The organism is Luteimonas soli (assembly GCF_042648865.1).
In the GTDB taxonomy this organism is placed as follows: domain Bacteria; phylum Pseudomonadota; class Gammaproteobacteria; order Xanthomonadales; family Xanthomonadaceae; genus Luteimonas; species Luteimonas soli.
Map to the genome: position 1 here is coordinate 386556 of NZ_JBHRYA010000001.1, position 26698 is coordinate 413253.

The 26698-nt window shown below is 69.0% G+C and carries 19 protein-coding genes and 1 pseudogene; 14 read left to right on the forward strand and 6 right to left on the reverse strand.

Features of this window, described 5'->3' with window-relative positions; genetic code table 11:
- Nucleotides 1-60: 60 nt before the first annotated feature.
- The 11 genes and pseudogenes from ACFONC_RS01780 to lpxC all read left to right on the forward strand — a co-directional run bounded on the left by ACFONC_RS01780 (nt 61) and on the right by lpxC (nt 14390).
- Complete coding sequence (locus ACFONC_RS01780; RefSeq protein ID WP_386741854.1) at nt 61-1863, forward strand: peptidoglycan D,D-transpeptidase FtsI family protein; 1803 nt, start codon at nt 61-63, stop codon at nt 1861-1863.
- Nucleotides 1860-3335, forward strand: a complete 1476-nt coding sequence (locus tag ACFONC_RS01785) for a UDP-N-acetylmuramoyl-L-alanyl-D-glutamate--2,6-diaminopimelate ligase (protein WP_386741855.1) — start codon at nt 1860-1862, stop codon at nt 3333-3335. The genes ACFONC_RS01780 and ACFONC_RS01785 overlap by 4 nt, the downstream gene beginning before the upstream one ends.
- A complete protein-coding gene (locus ACFONC_RS01790) occupies nt 3332-4786 on the forward strand; it encodes a UDP-N-acetylmuramoyl-tripeptide--D-alanyl-D-alanine ligase (RefSeq protein WP_386741856.1) in 1455 nt (484 codons plus the stop codon). Before ACFONC_RS01785 ends, ACFONC_RS01790 begins: the two co-directional genes overlap by 4 nt.
- On the forward strand, nt 4776-5864 hold the full coding sequence (gene mraY, locus ACFONC_RS01795; RefSeq protein WP_386741858.1) for a phospho-N-acetylmuramoyl-pentapeptide-transferase: 1089 nt from the start codon (nt 4776-4778) through the stop codon (nt 5862-5864). Before ACFONC_RS01790 ends, mraY begins: the two co-directional genes overlap by 11 nt.
- 11 nt (nt 5865-5875) lie before the next feature.
- On the forward strand, nt 5876-7213 hold the full coding sequence (gene ftsW, locus ACFONC_RS01800) for a putative lipid II flippase FtsW (RefSeq protein WP_386741859.1): 1338 nt from the start codon (nt 5876-5878) through the stop codon (nt 7211-7213).
- On the forward strand, nt 7210-8661 hold the full coding sequence (gene murC, locus ACFONC_RS01805) for a UDP-N-acetylmuramate--L-alanine ligase (RefSeq protein ID WP_386741860.1): 1452 nt from the start codon (nt 7210-7212) through the stop codon (nt 8659-8661). Before ftsW ends, murC begins: the two co-directional genes overlap by 4 nt.
- Nucleotides 8658-9611 (forward strand): D-alanine--D-alanine ligase, encoded by a 954-nt coding sequence (locus ACFONC_RS01810; RefSeq protein ID WP_386741861.1) that lies wholly within the window; start codon nt 8658-8660, stop codon nt 9609-9611. Before murC ends, ACFONC_RS01810 begins: the two co-directional genes overlap by 4 nt.
- Nucleotides 9608-10489 (forward strand): cell division protein FtsQ/DivIB, encoded by an 882-nt coding sequence (locus ACFONC_RS01815; RefSeq protein WP_386741863.1) that lies wholly within the window; start codon nt 9608-9610, stop codon nt 10487-10489. The genes ACFONC_RS01810 and ACFONC_RS01815 overlap by 4 nt, the downstream gene beginning before the upstream one ends.
- Nucleotides 10486-11721, forward strand: coding sequence for a cell division protein FtsA (ftsA, locus tag ACFONC_RS01820; protein ID WP_386741864.1), 1236 nt, complete (start codon nt 10486-10488; stop codon nt 11719-11721). Before ACFONC_RS01815 ends, ftsA begins: the two co-directional genes overlap by 4 nt.
- 237 nt (nt 11722-11958) lie before the next feature.
- Nucleotides 11959-12955: pseudogene (ftsZ, locus tag ACFONC_RS01825) on the forward strand (cell division protein FtsZ); the annotation flags it as partial.
- A 529-nt stretch (nt 12956-13484) separates the two neighbouring features.
- Nucleotides 13485-14390, forward strand: coding sequence for a UDP-3-O-acyl-N-acetylglucosamine deacetylase (lpxC, locus tag ACFONC_RS01830; protein ID WP_386741865.1), 906 nt, complete (start codon nt 13485-13487; stop codon nt 14388-14390).
- 458 nt (nt 14391-14848) lie between these two features.
- Here lpxC and ACFONC_RS01835 read toward each other — a convergent pair whose 3' ends face one another.
- Nucleotides 14849-15295 carry a DciA family protein gene (locus tag ACFONC_RS01835; protein WP_386741866.1) on the reverse strand — a complete coding sequence of 149 codons (447 nt, stop codon included), beginning with the start codon at nt 15293-15295 and terminating at the stop codon, nt 14849-14851.
- Nucleotides 15296-15303: 8 nt separating this feature from the next.
- On the opposite strand from ACFONC_RS01835, the gene ACFONC_RS01840 reads away from it, so the two are divergent.
- The 3 genes from ACFONC_RS01840 (at nt 15304) to ACFONC_RS01850 (ending at nt 20336) form a co-directional block, all read left to right on the forward strand.
- Nucleotides 15304-16296, forward strand: coding sequence for a M23 family metallopeptidase (locus ACFONC_RS01840; RefSeq protein WP_386741867.1), 993 nt, complete (start codon nt 15304-15306; stop codon nt 16294-16296).
- Between the two features lie 215 nt (nt 16297-16511).
- Nucleotides 16512-19259 (forward strand): preprotein translocase subunit SecA, encoded by a 2748-nt coding sequence (gene secA / locus ACFONC_RS01845; RefSeq protein ID WP_386741868.1) that lies wholly within the window; start codon nt 16512-16514, stop codon nt 19257-19259.
- 153 nt (nt 19260-19412) lie between these two features.
- Complete coding sequence (locus tag ACFONC_RS01850) at nt 19413-20336, forward strand: Nudix family hydrolase (RefSeq protein ID WP_386742210.1); 924 nt, start codon at nt 19413-19415, stop codon at nt 20334-20336.
- Nucleotides 20337-20611: 275 nt separating this feature from the next.
- On the opposite strand, the gene ACFONC_RS01855 is transcribed toward ACFONC_RS01850, so the two are convergent.
- From ACFONC_RS01855 to pilB, 5 genes are all read right to left on the reverse strand, one after another.
- A complete protein-coding gene (locus ACFONC_RS01855) occupies nt 20612-21112 on the reverse strand; it encodes an REP-associated tyrosine transposase (protein ID WP_386741869.1) in 501 nt (166 codons plus the stop codon).
- 317 nt (nt 21113-21429) lie between these two features.
- Nucleotides 21430-22035: a dephospho-CoA kinase gene (gene coaE / locus ACFONC_RS01860; RefSeq protein ID WP_386741870.1), complete on the reverse strand. Its 606-nt coding sequence runs from the start codon at nt 22033-22035 to the stop codon at nt 21430-21432.
- A 288-nt stretch (nt 22036-22323) separates the two neighbouring features.
- On the reverse strand, nt 22324-23184 hold the full coding sequence (locus tag ACFONC_RS01865) for a prepilin peptidase (RefSeq protein WP_386741871.1): 861 nt from the start codon (nt 23182-23184) through the stop codon (nt 22324-22326).
- 6 nt (nt 23185-23190) lie between these two features.
- Nucleotides 23191-24471: a type II secretion system F family protein gene (locus ACFONC_RS01870; RefSeq protein WP_386741872.1), complete on the reverse strand. Its 1281-nt coding sequence runs from the start codon at nt 24469-24471 to the stop codon at nt 23191-23193.
- A 452-nt stretch (nt 24472-24923) separates the two neighbouring features.
- Nucleotides 24924-26648 (reverse strand): type IV-A pilus assembly ATPase PilB, encoded by a 1725-nt coding sequence (pilB, locus tag ACFONC_RS01875; protein WP_386741873.1) that lies wholly within the window; start codon nt 26646-26648, stop codon nt 24924-24926.
- Nucleotides 26649-26698: the final 50 nt, after the last annotated feature.

Sequence of the window (26698 nt, forward strand, 5' to 3'; positions counted from 1 at the left end):
GGCGGGGACTCGAGGCCCGGGAGGCGGAATTCGCAGGGGCGCGAAGGCGGGCTCGCGCGCGTGCTCGGATTCTTCAAATCGCGGTTCGCGAACCACGAGTCCCGTCCCTCCAGGCGCAACCGCGCGCAGTTCAACCTGCGCGGGCGGCTGCAGCTGGTGGTCGGCACGCTCGGCCTGTGCGCGGTCGCGCTGGTCGGCCGCGCGGTCGACCTGCAGCTGATCGACAACGCCTTCTACCAGAAGAAGGCCGACGCGCGGATCCTGCGCGAGATCCCGATCCCGACTTCGCGCGGCATGATCACCGACCGTAACGGCGAGCCGCTGGCGGTGTCCACGCCGGTGGCGTCGCTGTGGGCCAACCCGCAGGAGCTGAGCAAGTACCCCGACCGCCTGCCGGAGCTGGCCGAAGCCACCGACCTGCCGCTGGACTACCTGACGCGCTACGTCTCGCAGCGCGCCGACAAGGAATTCATGTACATCCCGCGCCACCGCCGCATCAGCCCCGGCGCGGCGCGCAAGATCCTGGCGCTCGAGATCCCGGGCGTATTCTCGCAGCGCGAATACCGTCGCTTCTACCCGCAGGGCGAGGCGATGGCGCACATCCTCGGGTTCACCAACATCGACGACCAGGGCCAGGAAGGCATCGAGCTGGCGTTCGACGAGTGGCTGCGCGGCAAGCCGGGCGCGGAGAAGGTGATCCGCGACCGCCGCGGCCGCATCGTCGAGAACGTCGACCTGGTGCGCGCCGCCGAGCCGGGCAAGGACCTCACGCTCAGCATCGACCGCCGCATCCAGTACCTGACCTACCGCGAGCTCAAGCGCGCGCTGCTCGAAAGTGGCGCCAGCAGCGCGTCGGCGGTGGTGCTCGACGTGCACACCGGCGAGGTGCTGGCGATGGCCAACCTGCCGTCGTTCAACCCCAACGCGGTCGAATCCGGGCAGCGCGAATCGCACCGCAACCGCGCGGTGACCGACCTGATCGAACCGGGATCGACGATGAAGCCGCTGACCGTCGCCGCCGCGCTGGAAGCCGGCGTGGTGACGCCCGACACGCTGATCGACACCAATCCCGGCTGGATGCCCAACGGCCGCTACCGCACCACCGACACCCGCAACCATGGCGTGCTCACGGTCACCGGCGTGATCACCAAGAGCTCCAACGTCGGCGTGTCGAAGATCGTCGCCAAGCTCGACGACAAGGATTTCTACGAGTTCCTGCGCCGGTTCGGCTACGGCGAAAGCACCGAAAGCGGCTTCCCCGGCGAGGCCGCCGGCCTGTTCCCGCCGCCGTCGCGCTGGAGCGGCACGACCAAGCAGACGATGTCCTACGGCTACGGCATCTCGGTGACGCCGCTGCAGATCGCGCATGCCTATGCCGCGCTCGCCAACGGTGGCCGGATGATCGAGCCGACCTTCGTCAAGGGCCAGCCGCAGGAAAGCCGCCAGGTGCTCGACCCGGAGATCGCACGCGAAGTGATGGCGATGATGCAGACGGTGACCGAACCCGGCGGCACCGCCAAGGACGCGGCGATCCTGGGCTACCACGTCGCCGGCAAGACCGGCACCGCGCGCATCGCCAGCGGCGGCGGCTACTCGCGCCGCTACGCGGCATTCTTTGCCGGCGTGGTGCCGGTGGAGAACCCGCGCTTCTCGATGGCGGTGGTGGTGATGAATCCCGACCCCAGCCGCCGCGGCTATTACGGTGGCCGCGTTGCCGGCCCGGTGTTCCACAACGTCATGGAAGGTTCGCTGCGGCTGATGGACGTGCCGCCGGACGACATCGAGACCTGGCTGGCGGCGCAGGCCAAGGCGCTGAAAAAGCAGGGAATCGGGAACCAGGCGCCTGCGGGAGGCCAGCCGTGAGCCGCGCGATGCCGCTGTCGCAGCTGCTGCCCGACGTGGCCGCCGTGCCGGCGGCGCTGGAGATCAGCGGCCTGGTGCTCGACAGCCGGTCGATCGCGCCGGGCGACGCCTTCGTCGCGATCGGCGGGTTTGGCACGCACGGCCTGCATTTCGTCGAACAGGCGCGCGCGGCCGGCGCCAGCGCGATCCTGTTCGAACCACCCGTGCCCGACGACGTGCCGGCGGCACCCGCCGACGCGATCGCCGTGCCCGGCCTGCGCGCGCGCATGGGTGCGATGGCCGATGAATTCCATGGCCACCCTTCGCGCGCGATGGCAATGGTCGGCGTCACCGGCACCAGCGGCAAGACCTCGACCGTGCAGCTGCTGGCGCAGGCGTGGACGCTGCTGGGCACGCGCAGTGGCACCGTCGGCACGCTCGGCGCCGGGCTGTACGGCGAAACCGTGGCGACCGGCTTCACCACGCCGCTGGTGCTGCAGATGCACGCGCTGCTCGCGCAGCTGCGCGAGGCCGGCGCGGAGTCGGTGGCGATGGAAGTCAGTTCGCACGCCCTCGACCAAGGGCGCGTGGACGCGGTGCATTTCGACGTCGGGGTGTTCACCAACCTCAGCCGCGACCACCTCGATTACCACGGCGACATGGAAACCTACGGCGCGGCCAAGGCGCGGCTGTTCTCGCGCGATGGTTTGCGCGCGGCCGTGGTCAATCTCGACGACGACTACGGTCGCAGGTTGTTCGAAAACCTCCCCGAAGGCGTGCAGGCGATCGGCACCAGCGCGCGCGGCGACGCGGCGGCACGGGTGCGCGCCGACGCGCTGGTGCTCGACGCGTCGGGCATCACCTTCGACCTGCACGTGGATGGCGCCTGCCTGCCGGTGCGCTCGCCGCTGCTGGGACGCTTCAACGTCGCCAACCTGCTTGCGGTCGCGGCCGTGCTGTCGTTCCAGGGCGTCGAACCGAACGCGATCGCCGACGTGCTGTCGCGGCTGGAGCCGATCCCGGGCCGCATGAACCGTCTCGGCGGCGATGGCGTGCTGCCGCTGGTGGTGATCGATTACTCGCACAAGCCCGATCCGCTGGAGCAGGCGCTGGCGTCGCTGCGCGGCCACCTGCGCGGGCGGCTGACCTGCGTGTTCGGCTGCGGTGGTGAGCGCGACCGCGGCAAGCGCCCGCAGATGGCGGCGATCGCCGAGTCCGGCGCGGATCGGGTGATCGTCACCGACGACAACCCGCGCGGCGAGGACGGCGATGCGATCGTGGCCGACATCGTCGCCGGATTTTCGAAGCCCGAAGACATCGTGGTCGAACGCGACCGCAGGAAGGCGATCGCGCGCGCGGTCGGCGAGGCCGGTGCGGACGACATCGTGCTCATCGCCGGCAAGGGCCACGAGACCTACCAGGAAGTGGCGGGCGTGAAGCTGCCGTTCGACGACGGCCAGGTCGCGCGCGAACTGCTTGAGGGCAGGGCATGAACCCGCTGCCGCTCTCGCGCATCGCCCAGTGGTCCGGCGGCCGCCTGCAGGGCGCGGACGTGCTGATCGACGCGATCGAGACCGACACCCGCGCGCTCGACGTCGACGACGGTCGCAGTGCGCTGTTCGTCGCGCTCAAGGGCGAGCGCTTCGACGGCCACGACCACGTCGCCCGCGCCGGCGATCTTGGCGTGCGCGCCGCGCTGGTGTCGCGCATGGTCGACTCGCCGCTGCCGCAGGTGCTGGTCGCCGACACCCAGCGCGCGCTGGCCTCGCTGGCCGCGGCGATGCAGCACGCGCGCGCCGGCAAGGTGGTCGCCATCACCGGCAGCAACGGCAAGACCAGCGTCAAGGCGCTGGTGCTGTCGATCCTGCAGCGCGCCGGCAGCGCGTACGGCAACCCCGGCAACCGCAACAACGAGATCGGCCTGCCGCTGGCGGTGATCGACGCCCCGGACGACGCCGGCTTCGCCGTCTACGAGATGGGCGCCGGTAAACCGGGCGACATCGCCTACCTGACCGCCGTGGTGCGGCCGGACGTGGCGCTGGTCAACAACGTCGCGCCCGCGCACCTGGAGCGCATGGGCGACCTGCTCGGCATCGCCGACACCAAGGCGGCGATCTACGACGCGCTGCCGGCCGACGGCGTGGCGGTGATCAACGCCGACGACGCTTTCGCCCCGTTCTTCGCCGAGCGCGCTCACGGCAGGCGCCTGCTGCGCTTCGGGCTCGATGCCGATGCCGACGTCGGCGCGCGCGACCTGCGCTTCGCCGATGACGGCATGCATTTCACGCTGGTGACGCCGGACGGAGAAGCCGGCGCGATGGTGCCGATGACCGGCCGCCACAACGTCGCCAACGCGCTGGCGGCCGCTACGCTGGCGTTGGCCAGCGGCGTCGGCCTTGCAGACATCGTCGCCGGCCTGCGCGAGGCGGGACCGGTCGCCGGTCGGCTGGTGCGCCACCGCCTGCCCGGCGGCGTGGTGCTGGTCGACGACAGCTACAACGCCAACCCGGGCTCGCTCAACGCCGCCATCGACACGCTGGCCGCCGCGCCGGGCGAGGCCTGGCTGGTGCTGGGCGACATGCGCGAACTCGGTGGTGACGCGCGGTCGCTGCATGAGCAGGCCGGGCGCCGTGCGAAGGAAGCGGGCATCGCCCGGCTGTACGCGCTGGGCGCGCTGAGTGCGGCGGCCGCGGAGGTGTTCGGCGAAGGCGGGCGCAAGTTCGACACGCACGCGGCCTTGGCCGATGCGCTGCGCGCCGACATCGCCGCTTTTGTGGGAGCGGCTTCAGCCGCGAGCTCTTCGCCCGGTGATGAGAAGCTCGCGGCTGAAGCCGCTCCCACAAGAACGGCGCGGCTGCAGGTGCTGGTGAAGGGTTCGCGCGGCAGCGCGATGGATCGCGTCGTCACGGCGCTGCTCAACGGGGAGGCCGCGCATGCTGCTTGAACTCACACGCTGGCTGCAGCAGCTCGACGACCTGTTCGGCCTGTTCGGCTACCTCACCTTCCGCGGCATCCTCAGCGCGCTGACCGCGCTCGCGCTGTCGCTGTGGTGGGGGCCGGCGGTGATCCGCCGCCTGGCCCAGTACAAGGGCGGCCAGCCGATCCGCCAGGACGGCCCGCAGACGCACTTCTCGAAGGCCGGCACGCCGACCATGGGCGGCGCGCTGATCCTGATGACGGTGCTGGCCTCGGTGCTGCTGTGGGGCGACCTGCGCAACCGCTACGTGTGGCTGGTGCTGGTGGTGATGCTCGCCTTCGGCGCGATCGGCTGGTACGACGACTGGATCAAGATCGTGCGTCGCGATCCCAACGGCCTGAAGTCGCGCTGGAAGTACCTGCTGCAGTCGTTGTTCGGCCTGGCCGCCGGCCTGTTCCTCTACTTCACCGCCGACCCGTCGGTGTCCGCGTCGACGACCTTCTTCGTGCCGCTGCTGAAGAACGTGGCGATCCCGCTCGGTGTGTTCTTCGTGGTGGTGGCCTACTTCTGGATCGTCGGCTTCTCCAACGCGGTCAACCTCACCGACGGTCTGGACGGCCTGGCGATCATGCCCACGGTGCTGGTGGCCTGTGCGCTGGGCGTTTTCGCGTACGCATCGGGCAACGCGGTGTTCTCGACCTACCTGCAGATCCCACAGATCCCCGGTGCGGGCGAGCTGGTGATCATCTGCGCGGCGATCGCCGGCGCGGGGCTCGGATTCCTGTGGTTCAACACCTACCCGGCGATGGTGTTCATGGGCGACATCGGCGCGCTGGCGCTGGGCGCGGTGCTCGGCACCATCGCGGTGATCGTGCGCCAGGAGCTGGTGCTGGTGATCATGGGCGGCGTGTTCGTGATCGAGACGCTGTCGGTGATGATCCAGGTCGCCTCGTTCAAGCTCACCGGCCGGCGCGTGTTCCGGATGGCGCCGATCCACCACCACTTCGAACTCAAGGGCTGGCCCGAGCCGCGCGTGATCGTGCGCTTCTGGATCATCTCGGTGGTGCTGGTGCTCATCGGCCTTGCCACGTTGAAGGTGCGCTGATGGACGCCGGCATGCATTCCAGCAGCCGCCAGGCGACCCGCCTGGACGCGATCACCGGCCGCTACGACGGCTGGCTGCTCGGCGCGTGCATCGCGCTGGCCAGCATCGGCGTGGTGATGGTCGCGTCGAGCTCGATCGCCATCGGCGAGGGCCTGGACGTGGGCCCGTTCTACTTCCTCAACCGCCACCTGGTGTTCCTGGCGCTGGGCATCGGCCTGGCGGTCTGGGCGATGCGCACCGAGCTCAAGACGGTCGAGCGTTACAACCAGCTGCTGCTGCTGGGCTGCGTGGTGTTGCTGCTGGCGGTGTTCGTGCCGGGCGTGGGCCAGTCGGTCAACGGCGCGCGGCGCTGGATCAACCTGGGGCTGTCCAACTTCCAGGTGGTCGAAGCGGTGAAGCTGCTCTACATCGTCTGGCTGGCCAGCTACCTGGTGCGCTTCCGCGACGAGGTCAACGCGACCTGGCCGGCGATGCTCAAGCCGCTGGGCGTGGCGGTATTGCTGGTCGGGCTGCTGCTGCTGCAGCCGGACTTCGGTTCGTCGTCGCTGCTGTTGGCGATCACCGCCGGCATGCTGGTGCTCGGCGGCGTCAACCTGCCGCGGATGTCGCTGCCGATCGTGATCGGGCTGCCGGTGTTCGCCTTCATCGCGATCCTCGAGCCCTACCGCGTGCGTCGCTTCACCTCCTTCCTCGACCCGTGGGCCGACCAGCTGGGCTCGGGCTACCAGCTGAGCAACGCGCTGATGGCCGTGGGCCGCGGTGAATGGTTCGGCGTGGGCCTGGGTGCGTCGGTGCAGAAGCTGTCGTACCTGCCCGAGGCGCACACCGACTTCATCTTCTCGGTGATCGCCGAGGAGCTCGGCTTCGTCGGCGTTTGCCTGGTGATCGGGCTGTACGCGCTGCTGGTCGGGCGCGCGTTCTGGATCGGCTACCGCTGCGTCGGCATGCGCCGGCATTTCGCCGGCTACTGCGCGTTCGGCGTGGCGCTGGCGATCAGCCTGCAGGCGTTCGTGTCGATCGGGGTCAACCTCGGCATCCTGCCGACCAAGGGCCTGACCCTGCCGCTGATTTCCTCGGGCGGCTCCAGCGTACTGATGACCTGCGCCGCGCTCGGCCTGCTGCTGCGCGTGTCCTACGAACTCGACCGCGCCGAACGCCAGGTCGCGCGCCTGCGCGGCGAAGGTGCGGCGCCTGCACCCGAGCCCGAACCGCGGGCGCCGGCCAAGCCGCCGCGCGGCAAGGCGCCCGCCACCGCGCAGCCGGCGCCGACTTCCGCCAACCCCGCGATGGCGCGCGGCACCAGCCGCCTGCGCCAGCGCGTCGAACCGACCATGGGACGCATTGCATGATCCGCAGGATGCTCGATACACGCGACGTTGCGGCCCCGGGTGATTTCGCCAGGCGCTACTCGCGCGTGCATTTCGTCGGCATCGGCGGCGTCGGCATGAGCGGCATTGCCGAAGTGCTGTGCACGCTCGGCTACCAGGTGTCGGGCTCGGACACCGCCGACAACGCCGTCACCCGGCGCCTGGCGCAGCTCGGCGCCAACGTGCATCGCGGCCACGCCGCGGCCAACGTGCTGGGCACCGATTGCGTGGTGGTGTCCAGCGCGATCAAGCCAGACAACCCGGAGCTGCTCGAAGCGCGCGCGCAGCGCATCCCGGTGGTGCCGCGCGCGGAAATGCTGGCCGAGCTGATGCGCTTCCGCCGCGGCATCGCGGTCGCCGGCACCCACGGCAAGACCACCACCACGTCCTTGCTGGCCAGCGTGCTGGCCGAAGGCGGACTCGACCCGACCTTCGTCATCGGCGGCCAGCTGCTCGCCGCCGGCGCCAACGCGCGCCTGGGCGGCGGCGACTGGCTGGTGGCCGAGGCCGACGAGAGCGACGGCAGCTTCCTGCGCCTGAACCCGCTGGTGGCGATCATCACCAACATCGACGCCGACCACCTGGAGAACTACGGCGGCGACTTCGCGCGCATGCTCGACGCGTTCTCCGAGTTCCTGCACCGGCTGCCGTTCTACGGCGTGGCGGTGCTGTGCATCGACGACCCGGAAGTGGCCAGGCTGGCGGACAACACGCCGCGGCACGTGATGACTTATGGCTTCGACGACGCGGCCGAAGTCCGCGCCGACGCAGTGGCCCAGGAAGGCCCGCGCATGCGCTTCGAGCTGTGCCTGCCCGACGGTACCTGCACGCCGATCACCCTGGCGCTGCCCGGCCGCCACAACGTGCTCAACGCGCTGGCCGCCGCCGCGGTGGCCTGGCAGCTGGGCATCCCGGCCGAGGCGATCGCGTCGGCGCTGGAGAAGTTCCAGGGCATCGGCCGCCGCTTCAACCTGCTCGCGCAGCTGACCACCGCGCAGGGCGCGACCGTGCAGCTGGTCGACGACTACGGCCACCATCCCAAGGAACTGGCCGCGGTGTTCGCCGCCGCGCGCGGCGGCTGGCCCGACAAGCGCCTGGTGGTGGCGTTCCAGCCGCACCGCTACAGCCGCACGCGCGACCTGTTCGACGACTTCGCCGGCGTGCTGTCGGACGTCGATGCGCTGGTGCTCACCGAGGTCTACCCGGCCGGCGAGGCGCCGATCGCCGGCGCCGACGCGCGCGCGCTGGCGCGGGCGATCCGTACGCGCGGCCGCGTCGACCCGGTCGTGGTCAACGGCGTGCAGGACCTGCGCGACGTGCTGCCCGACGTGCTGCGCGACGGCGACCTGCTGCTGATGATGGGCGCCGGCGACATCGGCCATGCCGCGCAGCAGCTGGCGGCCAACGGATTCGAGGGAGGCGGCCGGTGAGCCGCACGCTGCCGCCGCCGCGCATCGACGACCCGGCCGCGTTCGGCCGCGTGGCCGTGCTGATGGGCGGCACCACGTCCGAGCGCGAGGTGTCGCTCGACTCCGGGCGCAACGTGCTCGAAGCGCTGCGCGCGCGCGGCGTCGATGCCAACGGCGTCGACGGCATTCCCAACCTGGTGCGCGAACTGCAGGACAGGCACTTCGATCGCGTCTTCAACATCCTCCACGGCGGCGACGGCGAAAGCGGCGTGCTGCAGGGGCTGCTCGAATCGCTGCGGGTGCCGTACACCGGTTCTGGCGTGCTCGGCAGCGCGCTGTCGCTCGACAAGATCCGGGCCAAGCAGGTGCTGGCCGCCGAAGGCCTGCCGACCCCGCGCTGGATTCGTTTGGCCGGCTCCAGGACGGGCGGCAGCGACGACGTCCATGCCGCCGCACGCGAACTCGGCCTGCCGGTGATCATCAAGCCATCGCTGGAAGGTTCCAGCGTCGGCGTCAGCCGTGTGTTCGGCGAGGCCGATCTCGACGCGGCAGTCGAACTTGCCGCGCGCTACCCCGGCGAACTGCTGGTCGAGCAGCTGGTCGAAGGCGGCGAATACACCATCGGCGTACTCGACGGCCGCGCGCTGGCCAGCATCCACATCGTGCCCGCCGGCGAGTACTACGACTATCACGCCAAGTACGTGGCCGAGGACACGCAATACGTCTGCCCCGGCCTGGACGAGGCCGGCGAAGCGGAAGCACGCGACCAGGCCGAGCGCGCGTTCGAAGCGCTCGGCCTGCGCGGCTGGGCGCGCGTGGACTTCATGCGCGACCGCGACGGCCGCAACTGGCTGCTCGAAGCCAACACCGCGCCGGGCATGACCAGCCACTCGCTGATGCCCAAGTCGGCTGCCGCGCTGGGCGTGTCGTTCGAAGACCTGTGCTGGCGGATCCTGGAGACGGCGGCATGAGCACCTTCCTCCGCGTTGCCGCCTGGATCATCGCGCTGTCGCTGGTGGCGCTGCCGGTGGTCGCGGTGCTGCAGGGCTGGATCGGTGCCGACCGCTGGCCGCTGCGCACGCTGCGCGTGGCTGGGACGCTTGAGCGCGTCGACGAACAGAAGCTGCGCGAGGCGGTGCTGCCGTATGCGCGCAACGGTTTCTTCGCGATCCGGCTCGACCAGGCGCAGGCCGCGGTGGACAAGCTGCCCTGGGTGGACCACGCCGAGGTGCGCAAGCACTGGCCGGACGTGGTCGAGGTGCGCATCGTCGAGCATCGTCCGTTCGCACGCTGGGGCGACGACCAGCTGCTGTCCGAGGACGGCGACCTGTTCCCGGTCGCCGGCGCCGAAGTCCCGGCCAGCCTGCCGCGTTTCGACGTCGACGCACCGGCCGCGCGCACCGCCGATGTCGTCGAGCTCTACAACGAGGCCAGCCGGATGTTCGCATCCGAGGGCATGCGCGTGCGGGAGGTGTCGCTCGACCGCCGCGGCAGCTGGTCGCTGCTGCTGTCCAACGACACGCGGGTAGTGGTCGGCAGCCAGGAAGCGCGCCTGCGCCTGGCCCGCTTCGCGCGCCTGATGCCGAACCTGCTGGCCCGCAACCCGCAGCGAATGACGCGCGCGGACCTGCGCTACACGAACGGCTTTGCGCTGACGTGGGGCGAGGAAAAGCAGGGATTCGGGATGACCAGCCATTCGGCTGTTGAGAACCGGGATTCGGGATTCGATGCAGGGCAACAGCGCCTGTCCATCGCGTATCCACCAGGCACCCGACACTCCCCCCGATTCCACATTCCAGCTTCTTCGAATCCCGAATCCCGAATCCCGAATCCCGGCTTACAGACATGAACCGCAAAGGCGACAAGGCACTCATCGTCGGACTCGACATCGGCACCTCCAAGGTGGTGGCGCTGGTCGGCGAGTATTCCCCCGGCAACCCGATCGAGGTGATCGGCATCGGCTCGCACGAATCGCGCGGACTCAAGCGCGGCGTGGTGGTCGACATCGAGTCGACCGTGCAGTCGATCCAGCGCGCGGTCGAAGAGGCCGAACTGATGGCAGGCTGCGAGATCCGCTCGGTGTACGCGTCGATCTCCGGCAACCACGTGCAGTGCCGCAACTCGCCGGGCATCGTGCCGATCCGCGACGGCGAGGTGACCTATTCCGACCTCGACCGCGTGCTGGAAGCGGCCAAGGCGGTCGCGATCCCCGCCGACCAGCGGATCCTGCACGCGATCCCGCGCGAGTACGTGCTCGACGATTCGCAGGAAGGCATCCGCAACCCGGTCGGCATGACCGGCGTGCGCCTGGAGGTGCACGCGCACCTGGTGGTGTGCGCGCAGTCGGCCGCGGCCAACATCAGCAAGTGCGTGCAGCGCTGCGGCCTGCAGATCGACGACCTGATCCTGTCGTCGCTGGCGTCGAGCACCGCGGTGCTGACCGGCGACGAGCGCGAGCTGGGCGTGGTGCTGGTCGACATCGGTGCCGGCACTACCGACTTGGCGGTGTTCGTGCAGGGCGCGATCTGCCACACCGCGTCGCTGCCGATCGCCGGCGACAAGGTCACCGAGGACATCGCGCACATGCTGCGCACGCCCACGCCCGAGGCCGAGCAGATCAAGGTCCGCTACGCCTGCGCGCTGGCGCAGCTGGCGACTTCGGAAGAATCGATCCAGGTCCCCAGCGTCGGCGACCGCGCCCCGCGCCGACTGCCGCGGCAGTCGCTGGCGCAAGCGGTGCAGGCCCGCTACGAGGAGATCTTCGAGATGGTGCAGGCCGAACTGCGCCGCTCGGGTTTCGAGCAGCACGTGCGCGCCGGGATGGTGCTCACCGGCGGCGCCTCGAAGATGGAAGGCGTGGTCGAACTGGCCGAGGAAATGCTGCAGATGCCGGTGCGCGTGGGCATCCCGCAGCACGTCACCGGCCTTGGCGAAGTGGTCAACAACCCGGTGCACGCCAGCGGCGTGGGCCTGCTGCTGATGGGCAGCCAGATCGAGCACCCGCGCCGCCCGGTGATCCCCACCGGCCGCGCCGGGTCGCTCTTCAACAAGTTGAAGAACTGGTACCGCGGCGAGTTCTGACGAACTCGCCCGGGAATCGGGAATGGGGAATGGGGAATGGGGAATCGGTAGGCGCAACAGCAACGGCAATGACGGAAAAGAAGAAGCGGCGGCAGGAAACGATTTGAAGTAACGCGACACGACACATCACATAAGAATCGCCGGCATCAGGCGGCGGGCGCGGGCAAGAGGAACGAGGTTGTTCCGATTCCCCATTCCCCATTCCCGATTCCCGGCTCAACAAAAGAGGACACGGACATGGCGCATTTCGAACTGGTGGAAAAGATGGCACCCAATGCCAACATCAAGGTCATTGGCGTGGGCGGCGGCGGCGGCAACGCGGTCGCGCACATGGTCAACAGCAGCGTGGACGGGGTGGAGTTCATCACCGCCAACACCGACTCGCAGGCGATCAAGAACTGCGGCGCGAAGCTGCAGCTGCAGCTGGGCACCAACGTCACCAAGGGCCTGGGCGCGGGCGCGAACCCGGAAGTCGGCCGCCAGGCCGCGCTCGAGGACCGCGAGCAGATCATGGACGCGCTGCAGGGCGCGGACATGGTGTTCATCACCGCCGGCATGGGCGGCGGCACGGGCACGGGCGCCGCGCCCGTGGTCGCGCAGCTGGCCAAGGAGATGGGCATCCTGACCGTTGCCGTGGTCACCAAGCCGTTCCCGTTCGAGGGCCGCCGCCGCATGCAGGTGGCGCTCAAGGGCATCGACGAACTCGGCCAGCACTGCGACTCGCTGATCACCATCCCCAACGAGAAGCTGATCACCGTGCTTGGCCGCAACGCGACGATGATCCAGGCGTTCCGCGCCGCCAACGACGTGCTGCTGGGCGCCGTGCAGGGCATCGCCGACCTGATCGTGCGTCCCGGCCTGATCAACGTCGACTTCGCCGACGTGCGCACCGTGATGAGCGAGATGGGCCTGGCGATGATGGGCACCGGCACCGCCCGCGGCGACGACCGCGCACAGGCCGCCGCCGAGGCCGCGATCCAGAACCCGCTGCTCGACGACGTCAACCTGGCCGGCGCCAACGGCATCCTGGTCAACATCACCGCCGGCGGCGACTTCACCATGGCCGAGTTCGACGAGGTCGGCCGCACGGTGGAGAACTTCGGCAGCGAGGACGCGACCATCGTCATCGGCACCGTGCTCGATCCGGACATGCAGGACGAGGTCCGCGTCACCGTCGTTGCTACCGGTCTGAACCGCAACGCCGGCCGCCAGACGGTGCGCCACGACGACCGCGGTTTCGGCCACGACATCGTGCGCAAACCGCAGGTGGAGCTGGTGCGCTCGCAGGGGCGTCGCGACGGCACCACCGGCATGCTGATCGATGACGAGCCGGCGGCATTCGGAGCTGGCCAGAGCATCGCGTCGACCCTGCGCGGTCGTGACGGTGGCAGCGAGCCTGCGGCCTCGTCTGCGCCGGCCACGGCCGACTTCGGCGGCGACAACAGCAGCTACCTGGACATTCCGGCGTTCCTGCGCCGCCAGGCGGACTGATGATCTGAAGGTGGCCGGATGGTCCTTCGGGGATCCCGGCCGCCGCCCGCAGGAGCGCCCCATGGGCGCGACGGCTTTACCGTTACGTCCATGGGGCGCTCCTGCGGAAGATGTCCTCGCTTGACCCACCGGGCCTGCGCCGGCCCGGTGGTCTTTTCGGCCCGCGGCGCGCGCCGACGGACGGATCCGCTTTCGTTCAGGTTCAGCGTGGCGCGTGCTAATCTTTCGCCGTTTTCCGCCCCCCACGGCGACAACCCGGACCAGCCCCGCCCATGCAGCAGCGCACCATCAAGAATGTGATCCGCGCCACCGGCGTCGGGCTGCACAGCGGCGAGAAGGTCTACCTCACCCTGCGACCGGCCGCGGTCGACACCGGCATCGTGTTCCGCCGCGTCGACGTCGACCCTGCGGTGGAGATCCCCGCCGACGCCGAGCTGGTCAGCGAAACCACCCTGTGCACCGGCCTGTCGCGCGAAGGCGCCAAGGTGCAGACGGTCGAGCACCTGATGTCGGCGCTCGCCGGCCTGGGCATCGACAACCTCCATGTCGACCTGTCCGCGGCCGAGGTGCCGATCATGGACGGCTCGGCCGGCCCGTTCGTGTTCCTGCTGCAATCCGGCGGCATCGTCGAGCAGGGCGCGGCCAAGCGCTTCATCCGCATCAAGCACCCGGTGGAAGTGCGCGACGGCGACAAGATCGCCCGCTTCGAGCCGCACGACGGCTTCCGCCTGGGCTTCACCGTCGACTTCGACCACCCGGCGATCCCCAAGTCGCAGTCGCGGGCCGAGGTCGAGTTCTCCACCGAGAACTACATCCGCGAGGTCAGCCGCGCCCGTACCTTCGGCTTCATGCGCGACCTCGAATACATGCGCGAACGCAACCTCGGCCTAGGCGGGTCGATGGACAACGCGATCGTCCTGGACGAATTCCGCGTACTCAACGACGACGGCCTGCGCTACGGCGACGAGTTCGTGCGCCACAAGATCCTCGACGCGGTCGGCGACCTGTACCTGGCCGGCCACGCGATCATCGGCGCCTTCGAGGGATACAAGTCCGGCCACGCGCTCAACAACAAGCTGGTGCGCGCGCTGCTGGCCGAGCGCTCGGCGTGGGAGGAAGTCAGCTTCCCCGAACAGGCCGGCGCACCGCTCACCTACGGCGAACCGCTGCCGGCCTGAGGCGACGCTGCTCGCAGGCTTTCACGGCGACGTACGCGCAGCCTTGGGTCGCGCATCAAGAGCCGTCGGGGGCGTAGCCCCGACCTACGGATTTCCGGCCGCAACCCGCCGCAGGCGGGCTGGGGCGCGACCGCTTCGCCGCGGCCGCTGAGAGGGGCGCGCCCGGCGCGCTCCTGCCAGGTGCCACGCATATCAGCGCTTGATCTGGCAGTCACACGCCGGATCCCGCGTATTCATGGCAAGACAGTTGAGTCGTGCGCGTCCGTCTCACGGCCCGGAAGCATCCAGCGGACCGTGCTCACAGAAGTGAGTGCGAAGTGAAGGTTAACAATAAATTAACTTTATATTTCTTTAATTCTAACGGCTGGTTAACTTGTGCACGCCGTGTGACCGTTAGCATGCCCCGTCCGTCAAGCCGACGCTCCGCCAAAACGGTGCCCGGCGCCCCCTCCGGACGCTCAGGAATCGCCCTTCGCAGGCTCCTCATCGGGCTCGCGAAGGCAGGCAAGGGCATCGCGCACTGCATCGCGCGCGGTGGCCGAAACGGGCACGGATGCCGGCTCGCGCTGCGCTTGCGCGCCGGGCATTTGCCTCGTCGTCCTGACGGCGAAGCGGGTGACATCCAGTCCGAGGGAGCGGGCAGCGTCGATCAGTTCATTGGAAGCCAGGCGCAGCCTGGCGTGCCAGACGGGCGAATCGACGAGGTAGACGAGCCTGTCGCCATCGACATTCGCCAGCCGTGCATGCGCGGCCAGCGAAGGCGGCAGGAGGGGGCTCAAACGACGGTCCAGTTCATCCAGCCACATTGCGCGGCGGATCGGATTGCCGCTCGCGGCATCGCCCAGCAGCGCATCGAGCGCCGCGCGCGGTACCGGAGTGGACGACCTGGATCTCGAATCAGACATTGGCAGACATGACTCTACACAGCTTGCAGACATTCGCGCGTGATCTTTCCGCCAGGGCCTGGCGATGGACGCGCCGCAACGGCCACGCTTTGGCCACGTACATCGCCGCCCGCACGCATGCGGGCGCCGCCCACGTGCATGCGCGCAGCGCCGCCCGCCCGGCCACCGCGATCGCGGTGCTGGTGGTCGGCGGCGTAGTCGCCGGCGTCGGCGCCACCCAGGGCATCGGCGCGGCGCGGATCGCGCAGCTGGAGGCGCGCAACGACGCCCAGCAGGTGCGGCTCGACGACACCCGCCGCGAGGCGCAGCGCGAAGTCAACGCGCTGGCCGCGCGCATGGGCGAACTGCAGGCCGAGGCCAACCGCCTCAACGCGCTCGGCGAGCGCCTGACCCGCATCGGCCAGCTCGGCGACGGCGAGTTCGACTTCAACAAGCCCGTCGGCATCGGCGGCGAAGGCCCGGTGCGCGACATGGCCGCCGGCGACCTGCGCAGCGGCATGGGCAAGCTCGGCCTGCAGCTGGCCGACTCGGGCAAGCAGCTGTCGGTGCTTGAATCGCTGCTGTTCAACCGCGAGCTCGACCGCAGCGCGACACCCTCGCGCATGCCCATCCTCAACACCTACATCACCTCCGGCTACGGTGGCCGCGCCGATCCGTTCGGCGGTGGCCGCGGCTTCCACAAGGGCATCGATTTCCACGCCCGCACCGGCGATCCGGTCCTGGCCGTGGCCGACGGCGTGGTCAGCTTCTCCGGCCGGCGCTCGGGCTACGGCAAGGTGGTCGAAGTCGACCACGGCAACGGCTATGTCACCCGCTACGCGCACAACTCGCGGCTGGTGGTGCAGGTCGGCGACCTGGTGCGCAGCGGCCAGCAGATCGCCAAGGCCGGCTCGACCGGCCGCTCCACCGGCGCCCACGTGCATTTCGAAGTCTGGCAGGACGGCCGCGTGCTCAATCCGCGCAAGTTCCTCGGCGAGCACGCCGCCACCAAGCGCATGTAACCCGGTCCGGGGCCACGCCCCGGGATGGGGTGGGAATGTGATCCGCGTCCGGGACGCGAAACGGGCTTGATACCCCCTGCCGGCGTCTCCACGTACAATATCCCGTTGCCAAAAAGGGCGCCCGGCGCCCTTTTTTCATTTGCGGGAACTTGCGCCAGGGGACAGGGTCCGCATTCGTTCCCCGCATCACAATCCAGCTCCCAACCGGAACACCCATGCTCAATCGCTTGCTCACCGGCGTCTTCGGCAGCCGCAACGAACGCCTGATCAAACAGCTCCAGCGCATCGTCACCAAGATCAACGCGCTCGAACCGCAGATGCAGGCCCTCTCGGACGCCGAGCTGCAGGCCAAGACCCCCGAGTTCCGCGAGCGCATCGCCAAGGGCGAATCGCTGGACAAGATCCTGCCGGAGGCCTTCGCCGTTTGCCGCGAAGCGTCGGTGCGGGTGTTCGAGATGCGCCACTTCGATGTCCAGCTGGTCGGTGGCATGGTCCTGCACATGGGCAAGATCGCCGAGATGCGCACCGGCGAGGGCAAGACCCTGACCGCCACGCTGGCCGTCTACCTCAACGCGCTGGAAGGCAAGGGCGTGCACGTGGTCACGGTCAACGACTACCTGGCCCGCCGCGACGCCGCGCAGATGGGCAAGCTCTACAGCTGGCTCGGCCTGACCACCGACGTGGTCTACCCGGGCATGCCGCACGCGGACAAGCACGCCGCCTACCGCGCCGACATCACCTACGCCACCAACAACGAGATCGGCTTCGACTACCTGCGCGACAACATGGCGCTGTCGAAGGACGACCGCTTCCAGCGCGGCCTCAACTTCGCGATCATCGACGAAGTCGACTCGATCCTGATCGACGAGGCGCGCACCCCGCTGATCATCTCCGGCCCGGCCGACGAGACCCCGGACCTGTACATCAAGGTCAACCGCGTCGTGCCCAGGCTGGTGCGGCAGGCCGAGGAGGAAGGCGAGGGCGACTACTGGGTCGACGAGAAGGCCAAGCAGGTACACCTGTCCGAGGACGGCCAGGAACACGCCGAGAACCTGCTGCGCGAAGCCGGGATCCTCGAAGGCGACGACGACCTTTACGCCCCGCACAACATCCACGTCGTCCACCACCTCAACGCCGGCCTGCGCGCGCATGGCATCTACCAGCGCGACGTGGACTACATCGTCCGCGACGGCGAGGTGATCATCGTCGACGAATTCACCGGCCGCACGCTGCAGGGCCGGCGCTGGTCCGACGGCCTGCACCAGGCGGTCGAGGCCAAGGAAGGCGTGCCGGTGCAGCGCGAGAACCAGACGCTGGCCAGCATCACGTTCCAGAACCTGTTCCGCATGTACGACAAGCTCGCGGGCATGACCGGCACCGCCGACACCGAGGCCTACGAGTTCCAGAGCATCTACAACCTGGAAGTGGTGGTGATTCCCACCAACCGCCCCATGATCCGCGTCGACAACCCGGACGCCGTGTTCCTCAACCGCGCCGGCAAGTACCGCGCGGTGGTCGCCGAGCTCAAGGAAGCGCACGCGCGCAACCAGCCGGTGCTGGTCGGCACGACCTCGATCGAGGTGTCCGAGCTGCTCAGCGAGCAGCTCAAGGAGGCCGGCATCCACCACGAGGTGCTCAACGCCAAGCAGCACGAGCGCGAGGCCACGATCATCGCCCAGGCCGGCCGCCCGGGCGCGGTGACCATCGCCACCAACATGGCCGGCCGCGGCACCGACATCGTGCTCGGCGGCTCGCTGGACGCCGAGATCGCCGAACTGGAAGCCGAGCGCGGCGAGCCGGTCGACGAAGCCACCCGCGCGCGCCTGAAGGCCGAATGGCAGAAGCGCCACGACGCGGTCAAGGAAGCCGGCGGCCTGCACATCGTCGGCACCGAACGCCACGAGTCGCGCCGCATCGACAACCAGCTGCGTGGCCGCTCCGGTCGCCAGGGCGACCCGGGCTCGAGCCGCTTCTACCTGTCGCTCGAAGACAACCTGATGCGCATCTTCGCCGCCGACTGGGTGCAGCGCGTCATGGCCAGGATGGGCCTGAAGGAAGACGACATCATCGAGAGCCCGCTGGTGTCGAAGCAGATCGCCAACGCGCAACGCAAGGTCGAGGCCCACAACTTCGACATCCGCAAGAACCTGCTCGAGTTCGACGACGTCAACAACGACCAGCGCAAGGTCGTGTACTCGCAGCGCAACGAACTGCTCGAGGCCGACAGCGTGCAGGAGAACATCGCCAGCATCCGCGGCGACGTGGTGGCCGACATCGTCGACCGCTTCGTGCCGCCCGACTCGATCGACGAGCAGTGGGACCTGCCGGGGCTGGAGGCGACGCTGGCCGAGGAGTTCGGCGTGCAGGTGCCGGTCGACGAGATGGTCAAGGGCCGCGAGGAAGTCGACGTCGAGGTCATCCAGACCTACGTGCAGGAGACGCTCGACCGCCTGTTCACCGACAAGGAGGCCTCCGTCGGTCCCGAGACGATGCGCATGCTCGAGAAGCACATCATGCTCAACGTCGTCGACCAGAACTGGAAGGAGCACCTGGCGCGCATGGACTACCTGCGCCAGGGCATCCACCTGCGCAGCTACGCGCAGAAGCAGCCCAAGCAGGAATACAAGCGCGAGGCGTTCGAGCTGTTCAGCGAGATGCTGTCGAAGGTCAAGCGCGAGGTCGTCTCGCTGCTGGCGCGGGTGCGCATCCGCAGCGAAGAAGAGGTCGCCGCGCTGGAGGCGCAGGAACGTGCCCAGGCCGAAGCCGCCGCGCACCAGATGCAGTTCCAGCACGCCGACTCCGGCGGCTTGGGCGCCGACGAGGAAGCCGAACAGGCCCGCTTGGCACAGCAAGCCGCCGCCCACACCCCGGTCACCCGCGACGGCCCCAAGGTCGGTCGCAACGACCCGTGCCCCTGCGGCAGCGGCAAGAAGTACAAGCACTGCCATGGGCAACTGGCCTGAAGGCCACGACGTGAAACACGCAGGTCGGGGCTACGCCCCCGACGCCCGCACCCTCTCCGCGGGCCGGCGCTACGTCCGCGCCTCGCACAACATCAAAACCCGTCGGGGACGTAGCCCCGACCTACGTCCGTGAGCTCCCTCCGCATCGACGTCATGGCCGCCGCCATCACCGACGCCCGCGGCCGCGTCCTGCTCGCCCGCCGCACCGAAGGCCGCGATCTTGCCGGCCTCTGGGAATTCCCCGGCGGCAAGCGCGAACCCGGCGAAACCCCCGAACAGGCCCTGGTCCGAGAACTGCGCGAAGAGCTCGGCATCGAAGTCCGCGTCGGCGCGCCGCTGATCGCCGTCGCCCAGCAATACCCGCACAAGCGCCTGCGCCTGGACGTGCGCCGCGTGACCCGCTGGCGCGGCACCCCGCGCGGCCACGAAGGCCAGGCCCTGGCCTGGGTGCCGCCGGACAAGCTGCCCGGCTACACCATGCCGCCGGCCGATCGCCCCGTCGTCGCCGCGCTGCTGCAGCCAGACCGCTACCTCGTCACCCCGCCGCCCGCCACGCCCTCCGACGACGCGGCCTGGCTCGACGCCCTGCAGCGCGCCCTGGCCGGCGGTATCCGTCGCATCCAGGCCCGCCTACCGGGCCTCGACCCCGCCCGCCGCCGCACCCTGGTCACCGCGGCCGCAGCCCACTGCGCCAGCGCCGGCGCAGAACTTCTGGTCAACGGCGACACCGCGCTGGCCCGCGACCTCGGCCTCGGCCTGCACCTGCCGTCCGCCCAGCTGTGCGAACTGGCCGAACGCCCCGTTCCAGCCGGTGTCCCGCTGGCCGCGTCCTGCCACGACGAAACCGAACTGCGCCACGCCGAGGCAATCGGCTGCGACTTCGCCATCCTCGGCCCCGTCAACGCCACCCCCACCCATCCCGACGCCCAGGGCATCGGCTGGCCCGCCTTCGAAGCCCTGCGCGAACACGCCTCCCTCCCCATCTACGCCATCGGCGGCCTCACCCCCGACCACATCCTCGAGGCCCGCCACCACGGCGCCCAGGGCATCGCCGCCATCCGCGGCCTCTGGCCCTGACACGCAGACGGAGGTCGGGGCTACGTCCCCAATACCCCGCGTCCTTCGGGCGCTTCCGGCACCCGCGTCCCAGGCTACGCCCCCGACGCCCGCGTGCCCTCTGAAACCCGGATCAAGAGCCGTCGGGGACGTAGCCCCGACCTACGGCCGGGCGTCCCGCGCCGCGCACAACATGGACGAGTACGAAACAACACCGTAGGTCGGGCCTAAGCGCCCGACGCCCCGCGAAACCAATCCACCCGTCGTGACCCCGCCACGAGGCCGTCGGCGCCACATCACTCGCCGACATACAGGTCTTCGGGCGCGACACTGCCCCAATCCGGCGCGTAAACCCCTCTCGCGGCCCACTCCCCGAAGCTCGACCACTGCCAATCCCCGGCGCGACGCACCAGGCCATGCTTGACGGGATTGAAGTGCAGGTAATCCAGATGCCTCGTGAAATCGTCGGCGTCGCGGATCACGTGATCGAAGTATCGGCGCTGCCAGAGCCGACCATGCCCCGCCTCGCCCGTCAGCCGCGACTGCACCGCGCGCTTGAAGCTTCCAACCAGCAGCGGGACCTGCGTCCCGGGCGCGGGAGTCAACAGCAGATGCAGGTGGTCGTCCAGCAGCACGTGGCCATGATGCTGGAACGGATGAACGCGCCGCGCGCCGTCCAGTCCCTCCAGGGCGACCGCACGCGCACCGACTTCGCCCAGCCACGGCCTGCGCGCGTGGCAGACGAGAGTCAGGAAGACGGGGCGTCCGTCGACGGAATGGCGGCGATAGCGTGGCATGCCGAAAGATTGCCCAACGTGCGGGGAGCGGGCGATCGGCGAATGCACCGATGGCGGGTAGGAAAACCCCGTGATGTTCGCTATCGAATGTCGGTGCGGATGCCTGCGCATGGTTTCGAGGCGCTCGGCCGTAGGTCGGGGCTACGCCCCCGACGGCTCTTGCTCCGGGCTTCGGAGGGCGCGCGGGCGTCGGGGCAGTAGCCCCGACCTACGGGCGGCTCTTGACTTGATTCATGGCGCCGTGCCCCGCCGCATGTCCGCGGGGGCGGCGGCGGGGCTACGGATGGGGCACGGGGTGTCGGGGGCGTAGCCCCGACCTACGGCAATGTGCGGTACCTGCGGTCCAGCGCCTCCACGTGGCCATCCAGCGCTGCCAACGGTCCGTCGTTGACGATCACGTCATCCCCGATCGCCAGGCGCTGCCGACGGGTGGCCTGGGCGGCGATCATGCGGTCGGCCAGGGCCGCGTCGATGCCGTCGCGCTGCAGCAGGCGGGCGTGTTGGACGGCGACGGGCACGTCGACCACCAGGATCCGGTCCAGCCACGGGTAGGCGCTGCGGCCGCCGCCTTCGGCCAGTAGCGGGATCGCGGCGATCGCGTAGGCGCCCGGGGCGGCGTCGCAGGCGGCCCGCAGCGTGGCACGCACGCGTGGGTGGATGATCGCCTCCAGCTGCACGCGCGCATCGTCGTCGTCGAAGATGCGACGGCGCATCTTCGCCCGGTCCAGCGCGCCGTCGGCCGCCAGCACGGCGGCGCCGAACGCGGCCACCACCTCGGCCAGCCCCTCCGAGCCCACGGCCACCGCCTCGCGCGCGGCCACGTCCGCATCGGCCACGAACACCCCGCGCGCCTCGAACCGCTGCGCGACCGCGCTCTTGCCCGAAGCCACGCCCCCGGTCAGCCCAACGATGAAATCGCTCATGCCCCGATTATGGCGTAGGTCGGGGCTGCGTCCCCGACACCCCGCGCTCGCATCCGGAGCCCCCGCCGCCGCCGCGGACGTGCGCTGGGGCTCGAAGCCGTGAATCAAGATCAAGTGCCGTCGGGGACGTAGCCCCGACCTACGGCGTCATCAGGATTGCCATCGGCACCCGTAGGTCGGGCCTACGCGCCCGACGCTCGCGCCGCCAAGGTTGCCGTCGTTCGCTGGATGCCCGAGATCAAGAGCCGTCGGGGGCGTAGCCCCGACCTGCAGCGGCTCGTCCGCCGCTCAAATACCGGCGTACTGCCGATACGCCCCGATGATCTGTTCGCCCCACATGAAGACGATCCACCCGGCAATCGCCAGGTACGGGCCGAAGGGGATCGGAGTGGCGCGGTCGCGGCCCTTCATCCCCAGCCAGATCGAGCCGACGATCGCGCCCACCAGCGATGACAGCAGGATCGTTGGCAATATCCCCTGCAGCCCGATCCAAGCGCCCAGCGCCGCCAGCAGCTTGAAGTCCCCATGGCCCATGCCCTCCTTGCCGGTGAGCTGCTTGAACAGCCACCACACCGTCCACAGGCTCAGGTAGCCGATCACCGCGCCCACCAGCGCCGGTTTCGCGGGCATATACAGGTTGTCCACCGCTCCGATCAGCCCCAGCCACATCAACGGCAGCGTCAGCTGGTCGGGCAGCAACTGCGTGCGCAGGTCGATGCCGGCCAGCGCGATCAAAAAGCACGTCAGCACGATCGCGCCAAACCCCTGCCAGCCAAACCCCCACTGCCACACGCACGCCACCACCAGCAGCATCGTCAGCAGTTCCACCAGCGGATACTGCGGCGAAATCGGCGCACGGCACGAGCGGCACTTGCCGCGCAGCGCCAGCCAGCTGAACACCGGGATGTTCTCGTACCAGCTCAGCTGGTGCCCACAGTGCGGACAGTGCGAACGCTCCACCACGATGCCCGGCGGCGGCGGGTCGTACAGGTCCGGCTCGCCCAGGATCTCGCGGCTGTCGCGCTTCCACTCCCACTCCAGCCGGCGGGGCAGGCGCAGGATCACCACGTTGAGGAAGCTGCCGACCAGCAGTCCCATCCCGGCGGCCAGCGGATAGCCCAGCGCCGGGTTCTGGTCGAGGAACGCCATCCGGCGTCAGCCCATCACGGTCAGGGCGATCTTGAAGATCGGCAGGTACATCGCGATCACGATCGAACCCACCATGCCGCCGATGATCACCATGATGAAGGGTTCGATCAGGCTGGTGATCGCGTCCACGGAGTTGTTGACCTCTTCCTCGTAGAACTCCGCCACCTTGAACAGCATCGTGTCCAGCGCGCCGGCCTCCTCGCCGATGGCGGTCATCTGCACCACCATGTGCGGGAACAGGTTGGCCTGCTTCATCGCCACGTTGAGCGGGTAGCCAACGGCCACGTCGTCGCGCATCTCGTGGACGGCGTTGGTGTAGACCCGGTTGCCGGTGGCGCCGGCCACGCTCTCCATCGCCTCCACCAGCGGCACGCCGGCCTTGAAGGTCACGGCCAGGGTGCGGGCAAAGCGCGCGATCGACGAGTTGTGCAGTACGTTGCCGATCACCGGCACCTTCAGCAGCAGGCGGTCCATGGTGTATTGCAGCTTGGTAGAGCGCTTGTACATGTACATGAAGCCGAAGAACGCACCCAACCCAACAGCCAGGATCAGCCACCACCATCCCACCAGGAAGTCGGATATCCCGAACACCAGCGCGGTGAAGGCGGGCAGGTCGGCGCCGAAGCTCGCGAACTGCTCCTTGAAGATCGGCACCACGTACACCATCAGGATGCCGCAGACCAGGATCGCGACCGCGATGATCGCGATCGGGTAGAACATCGCCTTCTTGATCTTGCCCTTGATGGTCTCGATGTTTTCCTTGTAGTCGGCGATGGTTTCCAGCACCGTTTCCAGCGAGCCAGAGGACTCGCCGGCGCGCACCAGGTTGCGGTACAACTCGTCGAACTGCACCGGGTGCTTGCTCATCGCCTCGTAGATCGACGAACCGCCCTCGATGTCGAGGCGGACGTCGTCGACCAGCTTCTTCATCTTCGGGTTTTTCTGGCCGTTGGCGATGATCTCCAGCGCCAGCACGATCGGCACGCCGGACTTCATCATCGTCGCAATCTGGCGGCTGAACACCGCGATGTCCTTGGACGTGACCGCCTTGCCGGCGCTGCCGAACAGCGGCTTGGGCTTGGCCTTGACCATCGTCGGCTGGATGCCCTGGCGGCGCAGCTCGGCGCGCAGCATGTTGGCGCTCCTCGCCTGCTGCTCGCCCTTCATCTTCTTGCCGCGCTTGTCCGTGCCCTGCCAGAGGAACATCTGCAGGGTCACCCCGTCGCGCACCGGCTTGGCGGCACTGCGGGCGGCGGCGGTCTTTGCGGCGGAACGTGTCACGGCCATGATGAATTTCCCCTTCGATCCCCAGATTCCGGCATTGCCGGAAGCCCCAGCCTGCGATGGTAGCCGGTTGCGGCCACATGTGAAGCGCCCGTGTGTGACGGCCGGCAGGGTTCAGGATGTCCAGCCCCCGCAGGACCGCACTCGGGCGCGACAGCCCCTGATCCGCCGTAGGTCGGGGTTACGCCCCCGACGGCTCTTGATCTCCGGCAAAGAGCCGTCGGGGGCGTAACCCGACCCACGAGGCTACGACCTACCGCTTGAAGCCCTCACGCTTGTCTCCTTCCCCTTCAAGGGGAAGGCCGGGATGGGGATGGGCTTGGCCGCAGCGGACAGCAAGCCCATCCCCACCCAACCCGTCCGGCCCGGCGCAGCGCGCCGGTCGTTCGTTCGGTCCGCGCGGCAGTGCCGCGCAAACGGACCGTCCTCACCCCCTTGAAGGGGAGGGCTTCAAATCAATCCTTCGTCACCCGATTGATCTCCGCCAGGCTCGTCACCCCCAGCTTCACCTTCATCAACGCCGACTGCCGCAAATCCCGCACCCCCGAACGCTGCGCGGCCTCAGCAATCTGCAGCGCATTGCCGCCCTCCAGCACGATCGTGGAAATCTCGTCGGTCATCGGCATCACCTGGTACAGGCCGGTGCGCCCCTTGTAGCCGGCGGTGCACTCGTCGCAGCCCACCGCCTCGTACACGGTGAAGCCTGCATGCACCTCGTCGTCGGTAAAGCCTTCGGCCAGCAGCGCGTTGTCCGGCAGTTCCACCGGCTGCTTGCACCGCTCGCACAGCCGCCGCGCCAGGCGCTGGGCGATCACCAGCGTCACCGAACTGGTGATGTTGTACGGCGCGATGCCCATGTTCATCAGGCGCGCGATGGTCTGAGGCGCGTCGTTGGTGTGCAGGGTGGACAGCACCATGTGGCCCGTCTGCGCGGCCTTGATCGCGATCTCGGCGGTTTCCAGGTCGCGGATCTCGCCGACCATGATGATGTCCGGGTCCTGGCGCAGGAAGCTGCGCAGCGCGGCGGCGAAGGTCATGCCGCGGCGCTCGTTCTGCTGCACCTGGTTCACGCCGGGCAGGCGGATTTCCACCGGGTCCTCCACCGTGGAGATGTTGCGCACCTCGTCGTTGAGGATGCCCAGGGCCGTGTACAGGCTCACCGTCTTGCCCGAGCCCGTGGGGCCGGTGACCAGCACCATCCCGTAGGGTTTCTGGATCGCGTCCAGGAACAGCTTCTGCTGGTCTTCCTCGTAACCCAGCTTGTCGATGCCCAGCTTGGCCGCGCCGGCGTCCAGGATGCGCAACACCACTTTCTCGCCGAACAGCGTGGGCAAAGTGCTCACGCGGAAGTCGATCTGCTTGGTCTTGGACAGGTTGAGCTTCATGCGCCCGTCCTGCGGGATCCGCTTCTCGGCGATGTCCAGCTGCGCCATCACCTTCAGGCGTGCGCTGATGCGCTGGTTGAGCTTCACCGGCATCTTGGCCGACTGCTTGAGGATGCCGTCGATGCGCAAGCGCACGCGGTAGTCGGTCTCGTAGGGCTCGAAGTGGATGTCCGAGGCGTTGCGCTTGATCGCGTCGATCAGCACCTTGTTGACGAACTTGACGATCGGCGTGTCGTCCTGCTTGCCGTCGGCCGCGGCGTCGCGCTGCTCCTCGTCGCCGCCGTCGATGTCCAGGTTCTCCAGCCCTTCGGCGTCGTCCAGCGCATCGCCGAAGGCGTCGGCCGCCTGCAGCCACCGCTCCAGGTTGATGCGGATGGCGTCCTCGTCCACCAGGATCGGCTCCACCACCAGGTTGGTGTGGAACTTGATCTCGTCCAGCGCGTGGGTGTTGGTGGGGTCGGCGGTGCCCACGAACAGCTTGCCGCCACGCTTGAACAGCGGCAGCACGCCGTGCTTCTGCAGCAACTCCTCCTTGACCAGGTTCAGTCCGCTCATCGACGGGTCCATCGCCGCCGGGTCGAACACTGGCATGCCGAACTCGGCCGAATTGGCCGCCGCCATCTGCGCGGCCGTGACGATCTTGTTCTCGCGCAGGTACGCCGCGATCTGCTTGCGCGCGGCGGTGGCCTTGTCCAGCGCGTCGCGGGCGACGGCTTCGTCCAGGGCACCGTCCAGCACGAGGCGGCGGGCGATGCCGGTGATGCCGACCAGGTTGGCGGTTGCGACTGCGCTCATGACGTTCCTCCCCAAGGCCCCGACTTTACCGCAAGCACACTATGTGCCAT